The organism is Chromobacterium sp. CCUG 76385, assembly GCF_059916625.1.
In genome coordinates, this window is the sequence record NZ_JAUCGU010000047.1 from 1 (window position 1) to 23115 (window position 23115).

General features: G+C 59.1%; 17 protein-coding genes and 2 tRNA genes. 12 read left to right on the forward strand and 7 right to left on the reverse strand.

What is annotated here, in order from left to right:
* Positions 1-114 precede the first annotated feature (114 nt).
* Positions 115-969, reverse strand: coding sequence for an HDOD domain-containing protein (locus QUG01_RS18970; RefSeq protein WP_500831451.1), 855 nt, complete (start codon positions 967-969; stop codon positions 115-117).
* Positions 970-1784: 815 nt separating this feature from the next.
* Here QUG01_RS18970 and QUG01_RS18975 point away from each other — a divergent pair.
* From QUG01_RS18975 to QUG01_RS18995, 5 genes are all read left to right on the forward strand, one after another.
* Positions 1785-2168, forward strand: a complete 384-nt coding sequence (locus QUG01_RS18975) for a hypothetical protein (RefSeq protein WP_500831452.1) — start codon at positions 1785-1787, stop codon at positions 2166-2168.
* A gap of 1064 nt (positions 2169-3232) precedes the next feature.
* Entirely contained in the window at positions 3233-3754 is a 522-nt protein-coding gene (locus QUG01_RS18980; protein WP_500831453.1) for a fimbrial protein, read from the forward strand.
* Positions 3755-3841: 87 nt separating this feature from the next.
* Positions 3842-4597, forward strand: coding sequence for a fimbrial biogenesis chaperone (locus QUG01_RS18985; RefSeq protein WP_500831454.1), 756 nt, complete (start codon positions 3842-3844; stop codon positions 4595-4597).
* A 120-nt stretch (positions 4598-4717) separates the two neighbouring features.
* Positions 4718-7384 (forward strand): fimbria/pilus outer membrane usher protein, encoded by a 2667-nt coding sequence (locus tag QUG01_RS18990; RefSeq protein WP_500831455.1) that lies wholly within the window; start codon positions 4718-4720, stop codon positions 7382-7384.
* A gap of 32 nt (positions 7385-7416) precedes the next feature.
* A complete protein-coding gene (locus tag QUG01_RS18995; protein ID WP_500831456.1) occupies positions 7417-8391 on the forward strand; it encodes a fimbrial protein in 975 nt (324 codons plus the stop codon).
* A 43-nt stretch (positions 8392-8434) separates the two neighbouring features.
* Here QUG01_RS18995 and QUG01_RS19000 read toward each other — a convergent pair whose 3' ends face one another.
* Complete coding sequence (locus tag QUG01_RS19000; protein WP_500831457.1) at positions 8435-9301, reverse strand: alpha/beta fold hydrolase; 867 nt, start codon at positions 9299-9301, stop codon at positions 8435-8437.
* 706 nt (positions 9302-10007) lie between these two features.
* On the opposite strand from QUG01_RS19000, the gene QUG01_RS19005 reads away from it, so the two are divergent.
* The 4 genes from QUG01_RS19005 to QUG01_RS19020 all read left to right on the forward strand — a co-directional run bounded on the left by QUG01_RS19005 (position 10008) and on the right by QUG01_RS19020 (position 14990).
* Positions 10008-10532 carry a fimbrial protein gene (locus tag QUG01_RS19005; RefSeq protein ID WP_103320780.1) on the forward strand — a complete coding sequence of 175 codons (525 nt, stop codon included), beginning with the start codon at positions 10008-10010 and terminating at the stop codon, positions 10530-10532.
* A gap of 67 nt (positions 10533-10599) precedes the next feature.
* A complete protein-coding gene (locus QUG01_RS19010; protein ID WP_500831458.1) occupies positions 10600-11349 on the forward strand; it encodes a fimbrial biogenesis chaperone in 750 nt (249 codons plus the stop codon).
* Positions 11350-11403: 54 nt separating this feature from the next.
* A complete protein-coding gene (locus QUG01_RS19015; protein WP_500831459.1) occupies positions 11404-13980 on the forward strand; it encodes a fimbria/pilus outer membrane usher protein in 2577 nt (858 codons plus the stop codon).
* Between the two features lie 44 nt (positions 13981-14024).
* The gene (locus tag QUG01_RS19020) at positions 14025-14990 is read left to right on the forward strand and encodes a fimbrial protein (RefSeq protein ID WP_500831460.1); all 966 of its coding nucleotides are present in this window, start codon (positions 14025-14027) and stop codon (positions 14988-14990) included.
* A 71-nt stretch (positions 14991-15061) separates the two neighbouring features.
* On the opposite strand, the gene QUG01_RS19025 is transcribed toward QUG01_RS19020, so the two are convergent.
* From QUG01_RS19025 to QUG01_RS19035, 3 genes are all read right to left on the reverse strand, one after another.
* Positions 15062-15364, reverse strand: a complete 303-nt coding sequence (locus tag QUG01_RS19025) for a hypothetical protein (RefSeq protein ID WP_500831461.1) — start codon at positions 15362-15364, stop codon at positions 15062-15064.
* A gap of 417 nt (positions 15365-15781) precedes the next feature.
* Entirely contained in the window at positions 15782-17398 is a 1617-nt protein-coding gene (locus QUG01_RS19030) for an MFS transporter (RefSeq protein ID WP_500831462.1), read from the reverse strand.
* A complete protein-coding gene (locus QUG01_RS19035) occupies positions 17395-19047 on the reverse strand; it encodes a GMC family oxidoreductase (RefSeq protein ID WP_500831467.1) in 1653 nt (550 codons plus the stop codon). The genes QUG01_RS19030 and QUG01_RS19035 overlap by 4 nt, the downstream gene beginning before the upstream one ends.
* A gap of 163 nt (positions 19048-19210) precedes the next feature.
* Between QUG01_RS19035 and QUG01_RS19040 the strand changes: the two genes are divergently transcribed.
* From QUG01_RS19040 to QUG01_RS19050, 3 genes are all read left to right on the forward strand, one after another.
* Positions 19211-20128, forward strand: a complete 918-nt coding sequence (locus tag QUG01_RS19040) for a LysR family transcriptional regulator (protein WP_500831463.1) — start codon at positions 19211-19213, stop codon at positions 20126-20128.
* Between the two features lie 10 nt (positions 20129-20138).
* The gene (locus QUG01_RS19045) at positions 20139-20996 is read left to right on the forward strand and encodes an AraC family transcriptional regulator (protein ID WP_500831464.1); all 858 of its coding nucleotides are present in this window, start codon (positions 20139-20141) and stop codon (positions 20994-20996) included.
* 255 nt (positions 20997-21251) lie between these two features.
* Positions 21252-22661 (forward strand): DHA2 family efflux MFS transporter permease subunit, encoded by a 1410-nt coding sequence (locus QUG01_RS19050; protein ID WP_500831465.1) that lies wholly within the window; start codon positions 21252-21254, stop codon positions 22659-22661.
* Positions 22662-22751: 90 nt separating this feature from the next.
* Here QUG01_RS19050 and QUG01_RS19055 read toward each other — a convergent pair.
* Both QUG01_RS19055 and QUG01_RS19060 read right to left on the reverse strand, forming a co-directional pair.
* Positions 22752-22838: transfer RNA gene (locus QUG01_RS19055), tRNA-Leu, on the reverse strand.
* Between the two features lie 59 nt (positions 22839-22897).
* A tRNA-Leu gene (locus QUG01_RS19060) sits at positions 22898-22984 on the reverse strand.
* Positions 22985-23115 lie beyond the last annotated feature (131 nt).

Sequence of the window (23115 nt, forward strand, 5' to 3'; positions counted from 1 at the left end):
CGGCGGACTGTGCGCCTTGCTTCCGGCCCAAATCGGCTCAAACGCGATCCACTCACCAAACGTCAACAGCCCCTAGGCGTTTTGATAAAGTCTTGACGCCGCGTCTACGGCCTATCAGGTGCCGGCCATCTGCAGGTGCAGATGGTCGCGCCAATCTTCGAACTCCACCAAGTCCAGCCCCAGGTAGGCCAGCACCGCCGCTTGGCGCTGCGGCCAGCCCGGGTCTTCGTGCCCGGGCAGCGAGGTCCGCCAGGCGTGTTGCGCCGCGCGCGTCACCGCCACCATCATCCGGCCTTCATGATCCAGCAGGGCGCCCGGTCCGGTGTCCAATATCTGCGGATCGTACTGCAGCAGGATGGCGCGGGCGAAGTTTTCCGGCATGTGCCAGACCTTGGCCACCAGGTAGCCCACCACCGTGTGGTCGGTGCCATGCAGCTGCTGTTGCACCTTGCAGATGCGCTCGTCGTCGGCCAGCTCCATCAGTTGCAAGGTGCGCGCATAGCCGGCCTGCCGCATCAGCAGAATGGCGATGCCGCAGCCGTGGAACAGCGCGAAGCTCTGGCACTGATCCGGCACATGGGCCAGCCGCTCGCTGAGCAGGCCGGATACCGTGGCCAGTTGCATCGCCTTATCCCAAAACACCTCCAGCGCCTGCGGCGTTTCCTGCGTCAGCCGGCTGCGCAGCACCAGGCCGCAGGCCAGATTGATCACATTATTGACGCCGAGCAAGTTGATGGCCTGAGCGATGGACTGAATCTTGCGGCCCTGGCCCAAGGCGGGGGAATTGGCTGCTTTCAGCATGGCGATGGCGAGCGCCGGATCGCTGCTGACTAGTTCGCTCAGCTCCTGCAGCGTTGATTCGCTGTCGTGGCGCAGGGCTTGCAGCTGGTCGAGAATTTCCGGCCGTGGCGGGATCACCAGGTTTTCCAGCAGCTTTTCACGCTGCACGTCGTTCAGTTCATGGGCCATGGTCGTCGAGGGGGCAGTTGACTCTCACTGGGCGCGGCTAACAAAAAACGGATGCTGCGTTGCGCGGCCTTGTCGTATCGCTGGCATTGCCTGCGGCGGCGCGCTTGGGTCAGCTGCGCCACGCGTTTAACTGGCGGTTCTTAAACAGTGTAGCAGTTGCCTTCTTCAAGTCATTGACTTCCTCGCGGCGGCGCAATGCGGCTGCGTGGTATTTTATGAATCGGTAATGAATGGAAAATTGATTGATGTTGAAACCGTAATTTGCCGATTATCTTCACGCTGCTTGTCCGGCGCGAGGAGCCGCGAACCAAACCGCGAAGAGCGCCTGAGCCAAGGCGCGCCGACACAGGGTGCCCGTCGTACGGGAAAGAGGCGCAGCGCAGGATCAGAAGGTTTGTTAGCGGCTCTGCATCCCATCGGCAAACCAGCCGCTGGCGGCCCCGGGCTCGAAGCCGACTGGCTAACCGCAACGAGGTAGCAGCGCGCACCGGAAATTTTCGAGGTACAGCCGCGACGAGGCGACGCGGCGCGCCGGACGTGCGGCGTCCTGTAATGGACGGCGCGTGATCGGGTATTAGACGGAGCTGTTTGATTTTAAACGAATGGTTTGAAATAATATTTTTATCTTGTGTTCTAGCTAGTAGTATCTATGCTTGCAATGCGGCCATCTCGCTGATGTGCTTGCCTCATGCCTGTAATTTTAAATGATTGTTTAATTTTTGGTTTTATTTTCATTGTTTTGATTTTTAATTGGGGATTTTGTAAGTAGTTATACATTTTAAATCGTTTTTAATTTCAGTTTATCGGAGGCTGGGATGGGCATGAATTTTGCTAAGGTTTTTAATGATCCAGGTTCATGCATTGCTCTCGCTTATTCCGGGGGCAAAAAGACACTGGCAGGATGCGCGCAAGTCGGTGTCATCATGACCTTGCTGCTGGGTGTGGGCTTGTCTGCCAAGGCCTTGGCGGACGGCGGGGTCATGTATTTTACCGGCGGCGTGACGGCTCCCACTTGCAGCACGCAAGCGCAGGCTTTGGCTAGCAAAGTGTCCGTGCGCATGCAGTGTGACAACAGCGCTCCCATTACCCATACGCTGGATTACCGCAGTGTGGCGAACCCCGCTGGCACTTATGTTGCGGCAGTAAGCCTGCAAGCGGTAGCGCAGGAGCGCTCGGTCTTGCTGCTAGAGTACCGCTGAGCACATTGCCCGCTGAGGTAAAAAAGCCAGCCTGATAATCAGGCTGGCTTTTTTCATGTTCCCAACGTTTTAGGCCGCACTGGGCCCCACCCACCGTGGTGTGAATAGCGGCGCCGCATTTTTTTGTAGATTCCGCATACCTATTTCGTCTGTCAGATGGTCAGTTAATATGACCTGTCTGGGCAAGGTCGCCGTCCCCTTCCGGGCATGCATCGATTATTCGATATTCCAACTTTTCATTTTTCTTGCGGGTTCGATGGCAGGCGCTGGCGTTGGCATGCCGGCTATGCGCCGGCTTTTTTTCTGAATCGCTCGGGAATAGGTTAGCTAGCTTGCTCTATGTCTTTCCCCTCTGTAACGATGCTAATCGCCTATTTCTCAATGGATATTAAATTGCTTTTCCCGGCTGATGGCGCTGTCTGTTTTATGAATTTCAGATGAGCGGTGCACTGTGGGTCGACGATTGGGAATCACGCTTCATGAGATTGAACCGGTTCGTCTTTATATGTGCCCTAGCGCACAGATGCGCCAATATTCGTATTTTATATTGATCCATTTAAATTAACGCGCGGCTGATTTTTGCTTTTGAAAAAAGGAATTTTTTCTTTTGTGGGAGTGAATTGGCTTCAGCAATTTAACCTGTCCTAATGCGCAGTTTTTGCTGTTGCGTAAGGGGTGTATTGCGTAATCAGTAAATATGCTGATGGCGGCGGGTTTGAGGTGAGCTAATAATGATTAAGGTGATTCGCGGAAAAGTTTAAATCTTTTGATTTGCTATATGTGCGTTGCCGTACAGTCAGCCATGTTGGAGTTTTATAAATTGAGAAGCGCTAACACAATTTGATCGCGGGATCGAAGCCCATAATCCTTGCTAAGCGGAAAGCCGGAACGGCTCTTTTCAAGTGATCAGTCAAGGCCCACGCTTCCCCAAGCATGGGTTTGTTCGGATTCATGATATTCATCGCCATTTGCGCGGTAGCGGCAAGGGGGAGTTGTTTTGTCGCTAGTTTTTATCAACCGATTTATTTTTTCCTGCTTTACTCTTTATCATGAGGTGAATTGACATGAAGACGCTCACTCTTGCATTGGCACTCGGCCTGGGCATGCCGCTGGCTGCATATGCTTCGGATGGTACGATCAGCATTTCCGGCCAAATCTCGAACAATACTTGTCAAATTAATGGCAACACCGCCGGTTCTCCCACAGTTGTCAGCGTTGTACTGCCACTGGTCTCGAGAACCGCATTGGCCACCGCGGGCCAAACTGCCGCTCCAACTCCTTTTAACCTGAATCTGACCAATTGCACTGGCAGCACGGCGCAGACCCTGTTTGAAATCGGCCCTACCGTCAACCAAACCACCGGCAATTTGATGAATCAGGCCGTGGGCGGCGCGGTGAATGTGGAAGTCGGTTTATTGAACAACAGCTTCCAAGCCATCAATGTCGGGTCAAATGCGAATTCGCAAACGGTGGCGATTACCAGCTCGGCGGCAACATTACGCTATTACGCGCAGTATGTGGCAACGGGCGTAGCCGGGGCCGGATCGGTAGCGACCAGCGTGCAGTTCTCCATGCTTTACAACTAGGCCGCGGGGGGCTGCTGGCGCTGAGTGATTTTCTGGCGTCGGCATCTTCCCCGGATTTGCGCGTGTTCTTGTGTCGGATTCAGGCGGATGGAAATCATGGGCGCAAAAACGATGAGGCTGGTTCTGGCTTGGCTATGCTGGGGCGCGATGATGGCCTCTGCCCATGCCAATGTGGTCGTCGCCGGCACCCGCGTGGTGTACAACAGCAGCGATCGAGAAGTGACGATCAAAGTGAGCAACCCCGGCGACACGCCAGAGCTGGTGCAGGCCTGGGCAGATAAGGGCAATTCGAAATCCACGCCTGATACGGCCGATGCGCCTTTTCTGATCATGCCGCCGATTTTCCGCATCGAGCCGGGAAAGTCCCAAACCTTGCGCATGGTGTACACCGGCGATGGACCGTCGCCACACAAGGAAACGGTGTACTGGCTGAATATCTTGGATGTGCCGCCGCTGCCTCAGGGGGTGGAGGCGGGACGCAACTATCTGCAAATCGCTTTTCGTTCGCGGCTGAAGATTTTTTTCCGGCCGGTCGGCCTGGTCGGCACGCCGGACGACGCCGCCGAGCAGGTCCGGTGGCAATTGGTGCCGCAGTCGGCCGGCAAGGGTTATGCGTTGCGCGGAACCAATGGCAGCGTCTTTTCCGTCTCCTTCAATATGACCATGCTGCAATCGCCTGGACATGGGTTCAGGAGCGACGGCGGGATGATTTCCCCTGGAGGCACGCAGGATTTCAATTTGAAAGACATGCATCAGCTCCCGACCGGCCCGATGACGGTTCAGTACGAGACCATCAACGATTACGGCGCGCCCGTGCTCCACAACGTGGCTTTGACTCCCTGATATCGCTTTTTGCCTAATCGACATCGATGACCCAGGCCATGAATTCATGGTGATTGAAAAATCATCATTAAATTGAATGTCAATGCTATGAGAAAACCACTGCAACAACGAGATACGCTGATGACGTCCGATCTCGTCAGACTGGTTGGTCTGGTATGGCTCTCGGTCTGCGGCGGCGACTCAGCCTGGGCGGCGGATGCGGTGATCGAGCCTGCAGCGCCAGCGCAAACGCCGGCGCCAAGCACGACGCCCGCTGCCTCGCCGTCGGCGCCGCAGGCTCCGGTGCCGCCTATCCCCCCACCCGCCGCGCAGCCTGATCTGTCTTTCAATCCGGCGTTCTTCGGCAAGACGCCTGAGGGCGTGACGGTGGACTTATCCCGCTTCAGCAAGGGCGATGTGACGACGCCCGGCGTGTATCGGGCCGATGTCTATGTCAATCAGGTCTGGCTGGGACGGCGCGACGTGGTGTTGCGGGAAGTCAACGGCAAGGTGCTTCCGTGCCTGGATCGCGGCATGCTGGAGCAGCTGGGGGTGGATGCCGGCCTGCTGCAGGCTGCTGCGGATAAGCTCAAGGCGGCGCTGGGGGCATGCGTCGATGTGGCGGCGGTGGTGCCGGGCTCGCAAATTGGCTTTGACACCGCGGAGCAGCGGCTGGATGTCACCATCCCGCAGCTTTATTTGCGCGCCAACGCCCGTGGCTATGTCGACCCGCAATATTGGGATGCGGGCATGCCGCTTGCCGGTTTTCTCAGCTACAACGGCAACGCTTATCGTTACAACGTCGCGGGAAGCAGTAGCTCGCAATATTTTGTCGGCGCCAATGCCGGGGTCAACGTCAAAGGCTGGCGCTTGCGCTACAACGGCGCGTTGGCGGTGCAGGATAACGGCGGGGCGGGAGGCCACCACCGCAATTACGCCAGCAACGGCACTTATGCCCAGCATGACCTGACCAGCTGGAAGTCGCAGCTGACGGTAGGCGATACCTTCACGCCTTCGGATCTGCTGCCTAGCGTGCCGTTTCGCGGCGTGCTGATCAATTCCGACGATCGCATGTTGCCGGAGTCTTTGCAGGGCTATGCGCCTGTCGTGCGCGGAGTGGCCGACAGCAATGCCAAGGTCAGTGTGAGCCAGAACGGCAAGATCATCTATGAAGGAGCGGTGCCGCCCGGCGAATTCAAAATCAGCGACTTGTACAATACCGGTTATGCCGGGGATATGGATGTCACCGTGACCGAGGCCGATGGCCGCACCAAACAATTCATCGTGCCTTATTCCGCCATCCCGCAACTGCTTAGGCAGGACAGCTACCGTTTCAGCCTGCTGGCCGGGCGATTGCAGGACAGCAATCTCAGCCGCCTGCCGGAGTTTGTCCAAGGCTCCTATCAGCGCGGGATCAGCAATAATTTCTCATTGTATGGCGCGGGCGTGCTGGCCGATCATTACCTGGAGCTGATGCTGGGGTCGGCTGTGAACACGGTGGTCGGCGCGTTTTCCATTGATGTCACCCAATCGGCTGCTTCGGACTTGCTGGTGCCGGCGGCGCCCAGCGCGGACATGAGCGGACGCAGCTATCGCATCAACTACACCAAGATGTTGCCTGGCATCAAAACCAATTTTTCCGTGGTTTCGTATTTCTACTCAACCAACGGTTATTTGAGCCTGGATGATTTCGCCAGGCTGCATGATGGCTTTGTCGACACGCTGCGGCCGCGCCGCAGCCTGCAACTGAATATCGATCAGCCCCTGTCCGAACGCTGGGGGCGGGTATTCCTGGCAGGCACCGCCCAAGATTACTGGAATCAAAGCACGGGCCATAGCCAAGTGCTGTTTCAGGCGGGTTATTCCAATTCCTTCAAATGGGGCGGCCTCACCCTGTCTGCATCGCGCACCAACAATACGCAAGGCCAGACCATCACCCAGTATCTGCTGAGCGTCAATCTGCTGTTGGGCAAGAGTCCTTATGCACCGCAACTGACCTCTACTACCACCGTGGACAGCCAGCATAATCAGAACCAGCAGCTGGCGATCAATGGCACCGGCGGCGAGCAGCACAATCTCACCTACAACGTTTACGGCAGCTACCAGGACAACAGGGGCAGCGGCAGCTCAACCGGCGGCGGCGGCAGCGTGCAGTACGCCACTTCGAAAGCCATTGTGAATGCCAGCGCCAGCAGCCAGGGCTCCAGCCGACAGGAGGGGGCCGGCATCAGCGGCGCGCTGGTGGTTCACCCCGGCGGCGTAACCGCCGCGCAATCGTTGGGAGATTCGATCGGGCTGATACAGGCAAATGGAGCGGAAGGCGCGACCTTGAATAATGCCACCGGTGTGGCTGTTGACCATGCCGGTTATGCGGTGCAGCCCAATCTGACGCCGTATCGAGTCAATGAAGTGTCGCTGGATCCTAAGGGCATGTCGGATACCGTGGAGTTGCAATCGACTTCTGCGGAAGTGGTGCCGCGCGCCGGGGCTATCGTCTTGTTGAAGTTTCCCACTCAGCAAGGCCGGCCCGTGCTGGTACGCATCCTGCAGGCCAATGGCGTGGCGCTGCCGGTTGGTTCCGCGATTCTGGATGGTCAGGGCCAATTGGTTTCGCTGTTGGGCCAGGGGGGGCGCGCGTTTCTGCGCGGGATGGAGGGGAAGGATCTCATTATCCGCTGGGGCGGCGGGGCGCAACGGGAATGTCATTTCCGCTACCAAGTGCCTGAGGCGATTCCAGAAAAGGGCTTTGTCCAGCTCAGTACAACATGCCGGTCTGTGAGCGGCGATCAGGCAGACAGCGGCAAGTGATACGATTGCCCAAGCCAAGAAGGGTGGTTTTCATGCTTTGTTCATACATTAAACGCGGCGCGGCAGGCTGGTGCTGGCTTGGCCTGCTGCTGTCGTCCTCTGCCTGGGCCTCCAGCGATTGCCGGTTTATCAATGGTTTTACCACCTTGACGCCGGTGGTGATGCTGTCTGGCCAATATGCGGTGCCACGCAACGCTCCGGTTGGTTCGGTGATTGCCAGTTTCAGCTGGTCGGCGCCAAGCAGCGGCAATTATGCGGAATGCGCCGGCGCCGGCAGCCGCAGCTGGACGCTGACCAATACGCCACAGCCCATGGTTGGCGGCAATGTTTACCAAAGCGGCGTGCCAGGCGTCGGCATCCAGGTCTTGAATCAGTTTCGCAGCATCACTCCAGTCACTGACAGCGTGGCACAGCACACCAATTACGCGTTTACCGCTCCGGCGCTGATTTATCAACTGGTGGTGACCGGCGACGTCGGAGTGGGGCGGGTATCTGGCCTAGCCTTGCCTAGCGTGCGTTATCAGTTTGACAACAATCTAGTGATTTTTGATGCCAAGGCGGGGGGGCAGGCCATCATTCTGGCGTCTTCCTGCGCGACGCCTAACGTCAACATCAGCCTGGGCAAGCATAGCCTGGGCGATTTCCAGGGAATCAACCGGCCGATGAAGCCGGCTGCGGTCGGATTCAATGTTGTGCTCAATAGCTGCCCTGCCGGGCTCACCGGAATCCAGTACCGGATCGATCCCACCACCAGCATCTTGAATGTCGGCAGTGGCGTGGTGGCGTTGGACGGCTCCTCTTCCGCCAGCGGGGTGGGCATTCAGCTGCGCAGCGGCGATAGCGGCAGCGCCTTGCAGTTTTCCACTCTGTATCCGCTATCGGGCTACAACCCGGCCGTTGGAGGTTCCTATACGATTCGGCTCTTGGCAACCTACTACCAGACTAATGCCACCATCCGGCCAGGGACCGCCAACACATCGTTGACGTTCACCATGAGCTACCAATGAGCCATGACCGCCAAGGCCGCGCGAACGGCGTCGCCAACAGGCTTTACCCGCCCAGCAGAAAGTTTTCTACTGCCGCGGCGAGCTCCTCCGGTTTTTCCCACTGTATCATGTGGCCGGCCCCGGCGATGGCGACTTCGCTGAGCCGGGAGAAACAGGCGCGGCGCTCATCCAGCGTGGACATGACGCCCTTGACCGCCGGATGTTCAAACGGATGTTCGCCCATGACCCACAGCACTGGCGCGCAGATGCGGCGCCAGCAGGCCATCGCCTCTTCCAGCCGGTATAGAATCGGGTTGACCATTTTGTGGCGCGGATCGGCGCGATAAATGACGCCATGCTCGGTCGAGCGGGTCAGCTCCGCCGCCAGCCATTGCGCGCGCTCATCGCGGAGCAAGGGGTTGCGCCCGCGCAGTTTGTCCGCCACTTGTCCTAGATCCGCCATCGCCTCGTAGCCGATTTCGGATTGGGTTTCCCGCAACCAGCGAGCGAAACGCCCCGGGGCCTCGGCCGGCCGCGTGGCATTCAAGCCAAATCCCTCCACCAGCACCAGGCGGTCGATCCGCTCCGGACGCACCCCTGCGTAAATCCCGGCGATCATCGCCCCCATGCTGTGTCCCAGCAGCCTGACAGGCTGTCCTAGCGACAGCTGCGTCAATAGATCGTCCAGATCCGCCAGGTAATCGGGGAAGTAATAGCTGCCTTCATTCCACTGGCTATCGCCAAAGCCGCGCCAGTCGGGCGCCACCACCTGCCATTCCTGGCACAGGCTTTCCACCATGAACTGGAAGGTTGCCGAACTATCCATCCAACCGTGCAGCAGCACCATCAGCGGCGCGTTTTCGGCTCCCCAGCGGCGCAGATGATAGCGGCGGCGGTTGACGATGAGGTATTGGCTGCGGGCGAATGTCATGAAGACCGGCTTCCTGCAATAGAAAACGCGAACAGTGTAAGCGCATGTTGAGAAGCTGAATAGCGGATAGGCGATAGCCCAGCAAATGCAATTTTATGATTTTGGCATTGTCATTCCATGCAAATTTGTAATTTTGCATTTATATTAAACATTTGATTTAAAATATCATCATGATGATGTAAGAATGATACACTTGCCAATTCAGTGGAATTGAAATTTCAAGTGGAAATTCCATTATCTATCAGTGCTTTAGGGTGGGTTTTGTTAAGATTTGTTGAGTAAGTGCATATTGAAAGTCATGTCTAATTTGCTTTAATCTTGCGTCACATCACATCTAGCCGCGCTGCAAGAGGCCCTGCCAGGGTTCGCTCGCCAGGCGTGATGAGAGCAAAGCATCATCCAGCCATGGTATGGCGATAGGCCGCCCTTGCGGTGTGCAGGCTCCATATCTTCAGGTTTTCCCTCACTGATTTTAAACAAAATCATGATTGATTTTAAATTATTTTCATCTAATTTGATGGAATTTGTTGAAACTGATCATGATTTTTATTGATAGATGGTTGGTTGAGGATGCGATGCTCAAGCGCTGGCTGTAATCGCAAGATTGCCGAAGATGCCTCGACATGCCGGACAACTCTGCCATTTCCGCCCAGTAGGGCCAAGCAATCGGGCATATGCACTGCCCGCAATTTAAACGGAGACTTTCATGAAACAGATCGTAACTGCAGCGCTGATTGGACTGGGTTTGTACTCTTCTGCCGCCATGGCCGCTGACGGCCAAATCACCGTCACGGGAAACATCGTGGCGCAGACCTGCAACATCGCCGGCAACTCGGGCCAGAACGTGACCGTGACCCTGCCGACCGTGGGCGCAGCCTCCCTGGCGGCCAAGGGCCAAACTTCCGGCGCCACGCCGTTCGCCATCACTTTGAGCAACTGCCCTTCCGCTCTGAAGAATGCCCAGACCCGCTTTGAGGTCGGTCCGACCGTCAATGCGACCACCGGCAATCTGTTGAACGCTACCGGCTCCGGCGCTGCCAGCAATGTGGAAGTTCAGCTGCTGAACAACAGCTTCAACGCCATCAACCTCAGCAACAATGCCAATTCGCAAGTGGTGCCGATCAGCAGCGGCGGCGCTTCCATGGCCTATTACGCCCAGTACTACGCTACCGGCGCCGCTGGCGCGGGTTCGGTGAACACCAGCGTCCAGTACTCGATGACTTACCAGTAATTGGCCTCAAGCGGCTGGCAGCCCGCAGGGCGCCAGCCGATTTTCTTATCTGGAAGCGGATTCAAAAATGAAACAAGCAGTATGGCGCGGAACGCTTGCCTTGGCGTTGGCAGGTTCGGTGTGGGCCAGCGGGGCTTTGGCGGGCGTAGTGATCTCCGGCACCCGCGTGGTGTACAAGGCGGAGGACCGCGAGGTCACCGTCAAGGTCAATAATCCTGGCAAGGAGCCGTCTCTGGTACAGGTATGGGCGGATAGCGGCAATGAGAAATCTGTCCCGGACACCGCGGACGCGCCTTTCCTGATCATGCCGCCGATTTTCCGCGTCGATCCGACAAAAGGGCAGACCCTGCGCTTGACCTTCACCGGCGCCGACCTGCCCAAGGACAGGGAGTCGGTGTTCTGGCTGAACGTGCTGGATGTGCCCCCGCTGCCCAAGGCTAGCAGCGAGCAGCGCAACTTCATGCAGGTGGCGTTTCGTTCCCGCATCAAGCTGTTTTACCGCCCCTCCGGCCTTCCCGGCACGTCTGCTGACGCAGCGGACAAGCTTTCCTGGTCATTACTGCCGCAAGCTGGCGGCAAGGGTTATCTGCTGCGCGCCACCAACCAGGCCGCGTACCACGTTTCGCTCAATCGAGCGGTTCTGTTGATCGGCAAGCATGAGTATGAGACCGATGGCGGGATGGTTCCGCCGGCCGGCAGCCATGACTTTCTCTTGAAAGACCTGAAAAACAAGCCGGAAGGCAGCCTGAAGCTCAATTACGAGAGCATCAACGATTACGGCGCGGCCGTCATGCATAGCGCGCCTTTGCTTCCCTGATCATTTTGCTTGCGCCGGCCAGGGCTGCGCGCTTCCGCAGGACTCAATCTAGCCATGAAGCACTTGAAAACACGACAGCCCGATAGCCGCTGGGTTCTCAGCCCGCTTAGCCTGTTGATTTGCGGCCTGTTCGGCGGGCAAGCTGCCTTGGCGGATGCTCCTGCGGCAGGGAGCGCCGCCCTCGACGACGTGCAATTCAATCCGGTGTTCATCAACCAGAACGCCAACGGCAAGCAGGTGGATCTGTCTCGCTTCAATCAGATGGACAGCGCCTTTCCGGGCAACTATCGGGCCGATGTCTATGTCAACGCCACCTGGCTGGGACGCCGCGACGTGCTGATGAAGGAATTGGCTGAGCGTAAGGTGCTGGCTTGTTTCAACCGGGCGATGCTTGACGATCTGGGGGTGGACTTCTCGCGCTTGCAGAACGCGGTCGGCGTGCCCGGGCGCGACGAGCCCAGTCGTTGTGTGGACATCGCAACCGTGGTGCCGGGCGCATTTTCGCGTTTCAACAGCGCCGACCTGCGCCTGGATGTCAGCATTCCTCAAAAATACCTGCGCGCCCAGGCGCGCGGTTACGTCGCGCCGGAATATTGGGATGCCGGCGCGCCATTTGCCGGCTTCCTGAATTACAACGCCAATACCTACCGTTACGACAATGGCGCAGCCGGCAAATCCACCCAGTATTACCTTGGCGCCAATGCCGGTTTGAATGTTGGCTTGTGGCGCTTCCGCTATAACGGCACGCTGACCCAGCAGAACAACGGCAAGGGCCAGAGCGAGCGCAACTATCAGAATGCCTCCGCCTATGTCCAGCGCGATATGACGGACTTACGTTCCGTGCTGACCATGGGCGATTATTTCACGCCGTCCGACCTGTTCGGCAGCGTGCCTTTCCGCGGCATGCAGATGAGTTCCGACGACCGGATGCAACCGGAGTCGCAGCAAGGCTATGCGCCCGTAGTGCGCGGCGTAGCCGAAACCAATGCCAAAGTGTCGATCCGCCAGAACGGCAATCTGATCTATGAGAACGCGGTGCCGCCTGGTGAGTTCAGCATCGACGATCTGTACAACACTGGTTTTGCCGGCGATCTGGAAGTGACGGTGACCGAAGCCGATGGCCGCGTGCGCAAGTTCATCGTGCCTTACGCCGCTGTGCCGCAACTGCTGCGCGCGGGGCAGTCTCGTTACTCGTTCACGGCCGGCCAATGGCGCGACAGTGCGCTGAGCAAGCGGCCCAATTTCGCCCAGGTCACCTATCAGCGCGGCATCAGCAACAGCCTGACGCTATATGGCGGCGTGATCGCTGCTGATCACTACCAGTCCGCGCTGTTCGGTTCCGGCATCAACACCCCTTTGGGCGCGCTGGCGCTGGATGTGACCCAATCTTGGGCCAATGAGCTGCCGTTCAATGCCCCGACTAGCACTATGCATGGCCAGAGTTACCGGGTGACTTACAGCAAGCTGATGGAAGCGACGCGCACCAACTTCACCGTGGCGGCCTATCGCTTCTCCACTTCAGGCTTTCTTGAACTGAGCGACTATACCAATTTGCTGAATCAGGTTGGCGTAGTGTATCGAGCCAAGAATAAATTTCAGCTGAATGCCGACCAGCCCTTGGGCGATCGTTGGGGCCATGTGTATCTGACCGGCTCCACGCAGGACTATTGGAATCAGCGCGGACGCGATCTGACTTATCAACTGGGTTACAGCAATAATTTCAAGTCGGTGAGTTTCAATCTGTCCGCCGGCCGTACCCAGGACTCTACTGGCCGCATCGTCAACCAGTACTCGTTGAGCGTTTCCATGCCTCTGGGGCGCGAGCCGCATTCTCCGTTGTTGAGCACCAGCGTCAGCAGCAGCAGCGACCGCAGCGGCACTGCCCAGGCGAGTTTGAGCGGCACGGCCGGAACCTTGCGCAACTTCAACTACAGCGTTTACGGCAGCGCGAATCGCGACAGCAACGGCGGCAACAGCAGCAGCGGCGGCGGCAACGTGCAGTATGCTACGTCGGTGGCCACGCTCAGCGCCGGCGCCAGCGTCAACGGCAGCAATTCGCAGGCGAATGCCGGCATCAGCGGCGCGCTGGTTTTCCATCCTGGCGGCGTGACGCCTGCCCAGTCTCTGGGCGAGTCTATCGCAGTGGTCGAAGCGCCGGGCGCCGAGGGCGCGGCAGTCAGCAATACCAATGGGGTGCGCGTCAATAAGAGCGGTTATGCGGTGGTGACGTCCTTGATGCCGTATCGACAGAATGAAATCACTCTGGATCCGCGCGGAATGAGCCAGGATGTGGAGTTGCAAGAAACGAGCGTGCAGGATGCGCCGCGTGCCGGCGCCATCGTCATGCTGAAGTTCAATACCCAGCAGGGCAAGCCGGTCATCGTGACGCTGCGTCGTCCCGATGGCAGCCATTTGCCGGTGGGCGCCACGGTCAGTACCGGCAATGGCGAAGACTTTCTGACCATGGTGGGGCAGGGCGGTCGCGCCTTCCTGCGCGGAATGGAAGGCAAGCCGCTGCTGGCAAGCTGGGGCAGCGCTCAAGATCAGCAATGCCGTTTCAGCTATCCGTTGCCGCAGAACACCGGCGGCGCGGCGTATTTGCAGGCGGATGCCGTTTGCGCGCCGCTGTGATGATGATGGCGCGCCTGTGGGCATGCCGGGAAAGCGATAGAAAAATGAAGAAACTGATTTGCCGTGGACTGTATGGTTGGATGCTGGCGTTGCTGCTGGCCATGCCGCTGACCAGCCATGCTTTGGGGTGCTGGAACGGAAGCAGTAGCGCCGGCAGCGTCACGTCGACATTCAATTTGCCGGGCAATCTGTATGTCTCCGCCAATGCGCCGGTGGGAAAGATCATCTGGCAGTCGCCATTGCAGAACCTCAGCCTGTATTGCGCGCAAAGCATAGGCGAAAATGTCTATTTCTGGGTCAATCCCAAGAAAGTGACGTTGGCTCCTGGCTTGCAGATTGGCATCATTTTCAACGGCCAGACTTATACCCAAAGCAGTGGCGCCATCGATACCGGCATTTATGTGCCGAGGAATGGTTCCGTCAAGACTAACTTGCAGTATTCCATTGTGTTGCTGAAGACGACGGGTGCGCCGTCCAGTGGCTCATCCTCCATCAACCAATATTCCGTGTTCCAATTGGATGGGATCGGAGGCTTGAACGCGCAGCAGGGCATCAACTTCAACCAGTTGATCAATGGCTCGGTCACCTTCACGCCAGGCGGCACCTGCAACTTGAGCGCGAACGGTCAGTACACGATCAACCTGCCGACGGTTGCCGCCACGCAGTTCCCGGCTGTTGGCAGCGCCCAGGCCCGCAATACTTTCACCATCAGCGCGGTGAATTGTTCGACCGGCGTCAGGACGGCTACTTTCCGTTTCTCCGGAGCGGCGGACGCCAACAATTCGGTCCTGTTCGCCAATACAGGAGGGACGGCGAAAGGGATAGCCATCAATCTGGGTAGTTCGGCGGACAACGCCAACATCGGCGCCAATAACAGCAACAATACCCGGGTAGTCAATGTGCAGTCGCAGTCGGCGCAGCTGGGATTGTTTGTGGAGTATATGCGGACGTCGAACATCGTACCGGGGAATCTGCAGACGGCGATCACGATAGACATGCTGTATCAGTAGCCGACCCATCCCTCTAAAAATGCAAAAAGCCTTCGGTCATAACGGCCGAAGGCTTTTTTGTGCGCTGGCGCTCAGTTGTAGATGACCGTAACCAGCTGTCCGCTGCGTTGTGTGGCGGCATTTGCCATGTTGACGGAGGTCAGGCTCAGCGATTGGGTATTGTCCATTCCGGCGCAGGCATGGCCAGAGGCGACTTTGCGAGCGGCCTGGTACTGATGTGGATTCATCGCGTATTTCAGCAGATCGCTGCTGCTTTCGGCGCAGGGTTCCTTGACGATGGAGCCGCTGAAGGTGACGGTGCCGCCGTTGGCAGCCAGAGCCAAGCCGGATTGCAGGGCGAACAGCGCTGCCAGAGTGAAAATGACTTTTTTCATTTGAGTCTCCCGGTGGATGACTCCGCATGAGCCGCTGCGGAATTTTTAAACTTTAAGTTTAAATTGATTTGCTTTTGTTTAATACTTGCTATTAAGTTCAGTATAGCTTGCCAAATTCTAAACAACAATGGTGTGTTTAATTGAATTATTAATAATATAATCTTATTAATTAGGTGATTATTCAAAGATAGGCAGGGTGGAGGCGACTCAGAGCGCAAGCGCCTGCTTGCCCGGCACTATGTTTGGAACGGGATACTTTCAACTTATTGCATTTGGGAAAAATTGCATGGTTTTGTGCCTTGCAGGATGCAAGGGGAAAACCTGGCCATGTCTGAAGGGCGCATTCAAATCGCGCGACTGGCGGCGGGGGAAGATGGGAGACGCCCCCGTGGCAAGCGGGGGCGGTTGAAAGGGATGTTATCCGTGCCGATGGATGTCGTTGCGGAAGGTTTCCTTCAGGAACAGCAGGCTTACGGTCAGGCTGACGGCGTAGACCACGATGGGATACCACAGCCCGTACAAGATATCGCCAGTGTAGACCACCAGCGAGAACGCTACGGTAGGCATCAGCCCGCCTATCCAGCCATTGCCCAGGTGGTAGGGCAGCGACATCGAGGTGTAGCGGATGCGGGTGGGAAACAGTTCCACCATCATCGCCGCCAGCGGGCCGTAAGTCAGCGCCGAGATCACCGACAGCAGCACCAGCACCAGCACCACCATCGCATGGTTGATCTTCTCGGGATCCGCCTTGTCCGGATAGCCCGCCGCCTTCAATCCTGCTTGCAGCGCCTTCTTGTCGAAACCCGGCTGCACCACGCCGCCGATGTGGATTTCCATCACGCCGGCCGGCGCGGTTTGCTGTTTGTACGGCACGCCGTTCTTCGCCAGCAGCGCCTTGGCCTGGTCGCATGGGGTGTCGAGCTTGGCCTTGCCTATCGGGTCGAACTGGAAGTGGCAAGTGGCCGGGTCTGCCATCACCACCACTGGCGCGCGGGACTGGGCCGACGCCACGTCCGGATTGGCGTAGTCGGTCAGCCAGCGGAAGGCCGGGAAGGTCAGAACCAAGCCCAGAATCAGCCCGGCAAGCAGCACCGGTTTGCGGCCGATGCGGTCGGACAGGTGGCCGAAGTACAGGAACAGCGGCGTAGTGATGATCAGGGATGCGATCAGCATCAGGTTGGCGGTTTGCGGGTCGACTTTCAGGATCTGCGTCAGGAAGAACAGCGAGTAGAACTGGGCGCAGTAGAAGGTGACGGCTTGACCGCCGTTGAAGCCGAACAGCGAGACCAGCACCACTTTCAGGTTGGCCCAGTTGCCGAAGGCCTCGCTGATCGGGGCCTTGGAGTGCTTGCCTTCCGCCTTCATTTTCAGGAAGGCTGGCGATTCCTGCATCGACAGCCGGATCCAGGTGGAAATGGCCAGCAGGATGATGGACAGCAGGAAGGGCAGGCGCCAGCCCCATTCATTGAAGGCGTCGCCGGTCAGCTTGCGGCAGACCAGGATCACCAGCAGCGATAGCAGCAGGCCGGCGCCGGCGGTGACCTGAATCCAGCTGGTGTAGCCGCCGCGCTTGTTGTCCGGCGCATGCTCCGCCACGTAGATGGCCGCGCCGCCGTATTCGCCGCCTATGGCCAGGCCCTGCAACATGCGCAGGCTCACCAAAATAACCGGCGCGGCGATGCCCAGCGTGGCATGGCCCGGCAGCACGCCCACCAGGAAGGTGGACAGGCCCATGATGACGATGGTGGCGAGAAAGGTGTACTTGCGGCCCACCATGTCGCCCAGCCGGCCGAATACCAGGGCGCCGAACGGCCGCACCAGGAAGCCGGCGGCAAAGGTCATCAGCGCGAAGATGAAGGCGGTGGTTTCATTGACGCCGGAGAAGAACTGCTTGCCGATGATGGCGGCCAGCGCGCCGTACAGGAAGAAGTCATACCATTCGAACACGGTGCCGAGCGACGAGGCGAGTATCACCTTGCGCTCGGCCCGGCTGATGCCGACGGCGGATGCCGTCGGCGCGATGCTGTTGCTCATGTCCAGGTCTCCTTTGCGGGTGGGGCCGGCGTCCTGATTGGCGCCGGGGGGCTGTTGTCCTGCGCGATCATCTGCGCCGCCTTGGCGGCGATCATCAGCGTAGGGCTGTTGGTATTGCCTGAGGTGATGACGGGCATGATGGAGGCATCGGCCACGCGCAGCCCGGCGATGCCTTGCACGCGCAGCCTGTCGTCGACGACCGCCAGTTCGTCGCTTCCCATCTTGCAGGTGCCCACCGGGTGGAAAATGGTGGTGCCGATGTCGCCGGCTGCGGTTATCAGTTCCTCCTCGCTCTGATATCGCAGGCCTGGCCGGTATTCCTGCGGCAGATATGGCGCCAGCGCCGGCGCGGCGGCGATGCGGCGCGTCAGCCGGATGGCAGCGGCGGCAATGCGCTGGTCTTCCGGGTGGCTGAGGTAATTGGGTTGGATGATGGGCGGCGCGGCCGGGCTGATGCCGCCGATCGCCACGTGGCCGCGGCTGGCCGGGCGCAGATGGCAGACCGAGGCGGTGAAGGCCGGAAAGCGGTGCAAAGGTTCGCCGAAGCGGTCCAGCGACAGCGGCTGCACGTGATATTCCAGATCCGGCCGTACCGCGTCAGGGCCGCTGCGAGCGAAGGCGCCAAGCTGGCTGGGCGCCATCGACAACGGCCCGCTGCGCTTCCATAAGTATTCCCAGGCCATCGCCAGCTTGCCGCTCCAGCTGGCGGCACGCTGGTTCAGCGTGGCTGCGCCTTGAACCTTGAATACCAGCCGCAGCTGCAGATGGTCTTGCAGATTGGCGCCGACGCCGGGCAGCACCTGCAGCGGCGCGATGCCATGCCGCGACAGCAGCGGCGCCGGACCGATGCCGCTGCGCTGCAACAAAAGCGGCGAGCCTATGGCCCCGGCGGCGAGGATGATTTCGCCGCGGCAACGGGCTTGCATGCGTTCGCCATGTTGCATAAATGCGATTGCCGCGGCGCGGCGGTCGTTTAGCAGCAGTTTGTCCGCTTCCGCTCCGGTCAGCACCGTGAGGTTGGGGCGATGGCGGATGGGATGGAGAAAGGCCTTGGCGCAGTTCCAGCGCCAGCCGTCTTTTTGATTGACCTCGAAGTAGCCGCAGCCGGCGTTGTCGCCGCCATTGAAATCCTCCACCGGGTCTATGCCCTGCTGCGCGGCGGCGGCGCGGAAGGCATCCAGAATCTCCCAGGACAGGCGTTGTTTTTCCACCCGCCATTCGCCGCCATGGCCGTGCTGCGGCCGCGCTGGGTCGTAATGATCCTCCATCTCGATGAAATGCGGCAGCACGTCGCGCCAGCCCCAGCCGGCATTGCCCAGAGAGGCCCAGTGGTCATAGTCGGCGGCCTGGCCGCGCATATAGATCATGCCGTTGATCGACGAAGACCCGCCCAGCACTTTGCCGCGCGGGTAGCCCAGCGCGCGGCCGTTCAGGCCGCTTTCCGCCACCGTGCGGTAACACCAGTCGGTGCGAGGATTGCCGATGCAATAAAGATAGCCGACCGGGATGTGTATCCACGGGTAGTTGTCGCGACCACCGGCCTCCAGCAACAGCACGCGCTTGGCAGGATCCGCCGACAGCCGGTTGGCCAGCAGGCAGCCGGCGCTGCCGGCGCCGACGATGATGTAATCGAACTCGCCGCTGAGCATGGTGCGATACCCGCTTATGTCTTTGTCTTGCCGATCATCTAAACCCAAGTGCGTGCGGGTGGAAATAGTCATCGGGAAACAAGGTGTGTTAATTTTTGAACAGCGGATGGCCGCAGGGCTTTCCTGTTCGTGTGCAAACGCACAAGTCCCGATAGGGGGTGGCATGTTCGACTGGAACGATGTGCGCTATTTTCTGGCCTTGCAGCGCTGCGGCAAGCTGTTGGGCGCGGCGCGGCAACTGGGCACTACCCATGCCACGGTGGCGCGCCATATCGATGCGCTGGAGCAGGTGATGGGACAGCCGCTGTTTATCCAGCAGGCCGACGGCTACGCGCTGACGGCGGCCGGCCGGCAGCTGCTACCGCTGGCGGAGGCGCTGGAAAATACCGCTTCGCAGATGCTGGACAGCGGCAAGCGCGGCCATGTCGAAGTCAACGGCGTGGTGAGGCTGGGCGCCCCGGAAGGGCTGGGCGCCCAGTTTCTGGCCAGGCACTTGCCAGCCTTGATGGCGCAGTATCCTGGCCTGGAGATAGACCTGGTGGCCGTGCCGCGTTTTGTCAGCATCACCAGCCGCGAGGTGGATATCGCCATCACGCTGGAGCGGCCGCAGGCCAATCTGGTGGTGACCCGCAAACTGACCGATTACTGCCTGGGCCTGTACGCCACGCCGGCCTATCTGGCGGCTCATCCGCCCATCGCCGAGCGCGAGGATTTGAACGGCCATGCCATCCTGGCCTATGTCGACGATTTGCTGTTCTCGCGGGAATTGATGTTCCATCATGGCTTGTGTCGCCATCCCAGCATGCCGCTGCGCAGCACCAGCGTGGTGGCGCAGAAGGAAGCCGCCCTGGCCGGTGGCGGCATCGTGGTGCTGCCTTACTATATGACTTACGACGATCCGCGGCTGGCGCAGCTGTTGCCGGAGCTGCGCATCATTCGATCCTACTGGATCAGCGCGCGCAGCAATATCCGCCGCACCCTGCGCTACCGTGTGGTGTGGGATTACGTGGTGGAGCTGTGTCAAAGCATGCAATGGTTGCTGCTGCATGAAGAGCAAAATCGATCAATCGAGACCGTCTAGGCTGACCTCCATGAGACACGCTTATCGGCAATTCGGCCCCGACACGCTATATACCTGTCGTCTGCTGCGTGCACTGGACTATTTGTGGCGCCATCTGGACGAGCCGCTGCTGTTGGATCGCCTGGCGGACGAGGCCTGCTTTTCGCGGTTTCACTTCCATCGCTTATATCGCAACTTGATGGGCGAAACCGTGATGGACAGCCGCCAGCGGCTATTGCTGCACCGGGCCGCCGGCGAACTGGCGCGGGTGGATTGGCCGATGACCAGGGTTGCCGCCAGGGCAGGTTTTGCCAGCAGCGCGGCCTTCATCCGCGCTTTTGCCGCCCGCTATGGCGAAACGCCGGGTCGCTATCGCAAGCGTCGTCTCATGTTTCTGAACCAGAATAGGGAGAAGATCATGCGACAAGTGGATATCGTGCAGTTGGACGCGGTGCGGGTGCTGATGCGCCGCCATTGCGGACCGTATATGGAAATCGGCAAGGCATTCGATGCGCTGCGCGCCGTGCATGGGCCGGGATTGGTGGATGACGCGCCATCGCGCGCCTTTGCCCTGTACCTCGACGATCCGGCGCTCACGCCGCCTAAGGAGCTGCGCGCAATCGCCTGCGCGACCATGCCTGCTCGGCTGGAGGCGGCGGCGATGGATGGTTTCGAGTGGGGCGAAATCCCCTCCGCGCGTTACGCGGTTTTGCTGCATGTGGGGCCTTATGCGGAACTGTCGGAGAGTTGGGACTGGCTGTATCGCCATTGGCTGCCCGCCAGCGGTGAGCAGCCTGGCGAGGTGCCCTGCTTGGAAGAATACCTGAATGCGCCGTACGACACGCCGCCCGCGCAACTGGAAACACGATTGTTATTGTCTTTGAGCTGATGCGGAGTGACGGCGCGTCAAGCGCATTTCATCGTTCGCTAGCGAGGGCAATTGCACGCGCAGGCTGATTGGGTTGCGGGAACCGCTGTGCGTGGCGGCGTCTAGCGAGCCAAACGGCTTTATCCTGTCGGTGCGTAGCAGCCTAAGCCTGTTCACGATCTTAGGCCTGGGCGGGGGCGCCGCGCAGGCGTTGCCATCCGCCGGGAGTGAATGGCAAGTGGTACACTCCGATGGTTGTTTTGACATTCAAAAGTCATGAAGTTGAAAATCGCTCCCGGCATGGTGACGCCGTTGATCGTCGCCACGGCGCTGTTCATGGAGAACATGGACTCCACCGTCATTTCCACCTCCTTGCCGGCCATCGCCCGCGATCTCGCCGTTGATCCGATATCGTTGAAACTGGCGCTGACATCGTATCTGGTGAGTCTGGCGGTGTTCATTCCCATCAGCGGCTGGATGGCCGACCGCTTCGGGGCCAGGCGCATTTTCCGCTCCGCCATTGTGGTGTTCATGTTGGGATCGCTGCTGTGCGCGGCGACCAGTTCGCTGCATGGCTTCGTGATGGCGCGCTTTCTGCAAGGCATAGGCGGAGCCATGATGGTGCCGGTGGGGCGGCTGGTGATTCTGCGCACGATAGACAAGGCCGATCTGGTGCGGGCGCTGAGCTATCTGACGGTGCCGGCCTTGCTGGGCCCGGTGATCGGCCCGCCGCTGGGCGGCTTCATCAGCACCTATTTCCACTGGCGTTGGATCTTTCTGATCAACATTCCCATCGGCTTGTTGGGGATGGCGCTGGCCGGGCGCTTCATCGCCAATCTGAAAGAAGATGATGTGCCCAAGCTCGACCTGGCCGGCTTCGTCTTCACCGGCGCCGGTTTGTCCATGCTGATGCTGGGCCTGGCTTCGGAGGGCAAGCATATGCTGTCTGCCCAGGCGTCGATCTGGCTGACCGTCATCGGCGCGGCGCTGCTGCTGGCCTACCTGTGGCACTACCGGCGGCAGGCGCACCCGCTGTTGGATCTTTCCTTGCTGCGGCTGCCCACGTTCCACGCCGGGGTGGTGGGCGGTTTCATGTTCCGCGTCGGCATCGGCACCATTCCGTTCCTGCTGCCGCTGATGCTGCAGCTGGGTTTTGGTTTCTCGCCATTTGAATCCGGCCTCTTGACCTGTTCTACGGCGATGGGGGCGATAGGGATGAAGACCATCGTCGCCAAGGTGTTGCAGCAGTTCGGCTTCCGCCGCATCCTGATACTCAACAGCATCCTGGCCGGTTGTTCGGTAGCGGTGTACGTATTGTTCCAGGCGGATACGCCGCATTGGGTCTTGCTGGCGGTCTTTGTGTTGGGCGGATGTTTACGCTCGCTGCAGTTCACCAGTTTGAACGCCATTACCTTTGCCGATGTCGGCAAGGACAGGCTCAGCCATGCCACCAGCTTGTCCAGCGTGGCGCAGCAGCTGGCAGCTGGTTTTGGCGTGACGGTGGGCGCGTTCGCCTTGCAGAGCGTGGCCTGGCTGCAGGACCATCAGCAGCTGCAAGCCGACGACTTTGGCCACGCCTTCCTGATCATGGGAGGGCTGACCGCGCTGTCCAGCTTGTTGTTCCTGCGGCTGGCGCCGAATGCCGGGCAGCAGGTGTCGGCAGGGCATGAAGGCGGGGGCAAGTAAGGGGCAGGGCGCCGCCGCTGGGCGGCGCTTTGCAGCATGGGTGGCGAGAATGCAAAAAAGCCGCTGATCATAGATCAACGGCTTTTTGTTTGGTGCCCAAGAGAAGACTCGAACTTCCACACCCTTGCGGGCGCTAGGACCTGAACCTAGTGCGTCTACCAATTCCGCCACCTGGGCAAATCTGTACATTGTCATGCTGCAAGTTTCTTAATTCAGCGAAACCTGCTTGGAAACTTTGGTGCCCAGGAGAAGACTCGAACTTCCACAGTGTTGCCACCGCTAGGACCTGAACCTAGTGCGTCTACCAATTCCGCCACCTGGGCATGCTTGTTTCCGTACTGCCAACCAGCGTAAGCTGGTCTTAAATCAATTCTGTTGGTGCCCAAGAGAAGACTCGAACTTCCACACCCTTGCGGGCGCTAGGACCTGAACCTAGTGCGTCTACCAATTCCGC

Coding starts and splice junctions, on each gene's coding strand:
- QUG01_RS18970 (WP_500831451.1), bottom strand. CDS start 969: ATGGCCCATGAACTGAACGACGTGCAGCGTGAAAAGCTGCTGGAAAAC.
- QUG01_RS18975 (WP_500831452.1), top strand. CDS start 1,785: ATGGGCATGAATTTTGCTAAGGTTTTTAATGATCCAGGTTCATGCATT.
- QUG01_RS18980 (WP_500831453.1), top strand. CDS start 3,233: ATGAAGACGCTCACTCTTGCATTGGCACTCGGCCTGGGCATGCCGCTG.
- QUG01_RS18985 (WP_500831454.1), top strand. CDS start 3,842: ATGGAAATCATGGGCGCAAAAACGATGAGGCTGGTTCTGGCTTGGCTA.
- QUG01_RS18990 (WP_500831455.1), top strand. CDS start 4,718: ATGACGTCCGATCTCGTCAGACTGGTTGGTCTGGTATGGCTCTCGGTC.
- QUG01_RS18995 (WP_500831456.1), top strand. CDS start 7,417: ATGCTTTGTTCATACATTAAACGCGGCGCGGCAGGCTGGTGCTGGCTT.
- QUG01_RS19000 (WP_500831457.1), bottom strand. CDS start 9,301: ATGACATTCGCCCGCAGCCAATACCTCATCGTCAACCGCCGCCGCTAT.
- QUG01_RS19005 (WP_103320780.1), top strand. CDS start 10,008: ATGAAACAGATCGTAACTGCAGCGCTGATTGGACTGGGTTTGTACTCT.
- QUG01_RS19010 (WP_500831458.1), top strand. CDS start 10,600: ATGAAACAAGCAGTATGGCGCGGAACGCTTGCCTTGGCGTTGGCAGGT.
- QUG01_RS19015 (WP_500831459.1), top strand. CDS start 11,404: ATGAAGCACTTGAAAACACGACAGCCCGATAGCCGCTGGGTTCTCAGC.
- QUG01_RS19020 (WP_500831460.1), top strand. CDS start 14,025: ATGAAGAAACTGATTTGCCGTGGACTGTATGGTTGGATGCTGGCGTTG.
- QUG01_RS19025 (WP_500831461.1), bottom strand. CDS start 15,364: ATGAAAAAAGTCATTTTCACTCTGGCAGCGCTGTTCGCCCTGCAATCC.
- QUG01_RS19030 (WP_500831462.1), bottom strand. CDS start 17,398: ATGAGCAACAGCATCGCGCCGACGGCATCCGCCGTCGGCATCAGCCGG.
- QUG01_RS19035 (WP_500831467.1), bottom strand. CDS start 19,047: ATGCTCAGCGGCGAGTTCGATTACATCATCGTCGGCGCCGGCAGCGCC.
- QUG01_RS19040 (WP_500831463.1), top strand. CDS start 19,211: ATGTTCGACTGGAACGATGTGCGCTATTTTCTGGCCTTGCAGCGCTGC.
- QUG01_RS19045 (WP_500831464.1), top strand. CDS start 20,139: ATGAGACACGCTTATCGGCAATTCGGCCCCGACACGCTATATACCTGT.
- QUG01_RS19050 (WP_500831465.1), top strand. CDS start 21,252: ATGAAGTTGAAAATCGCTCCCGGCATGGTGACGCCGTTGATCGTCGCC.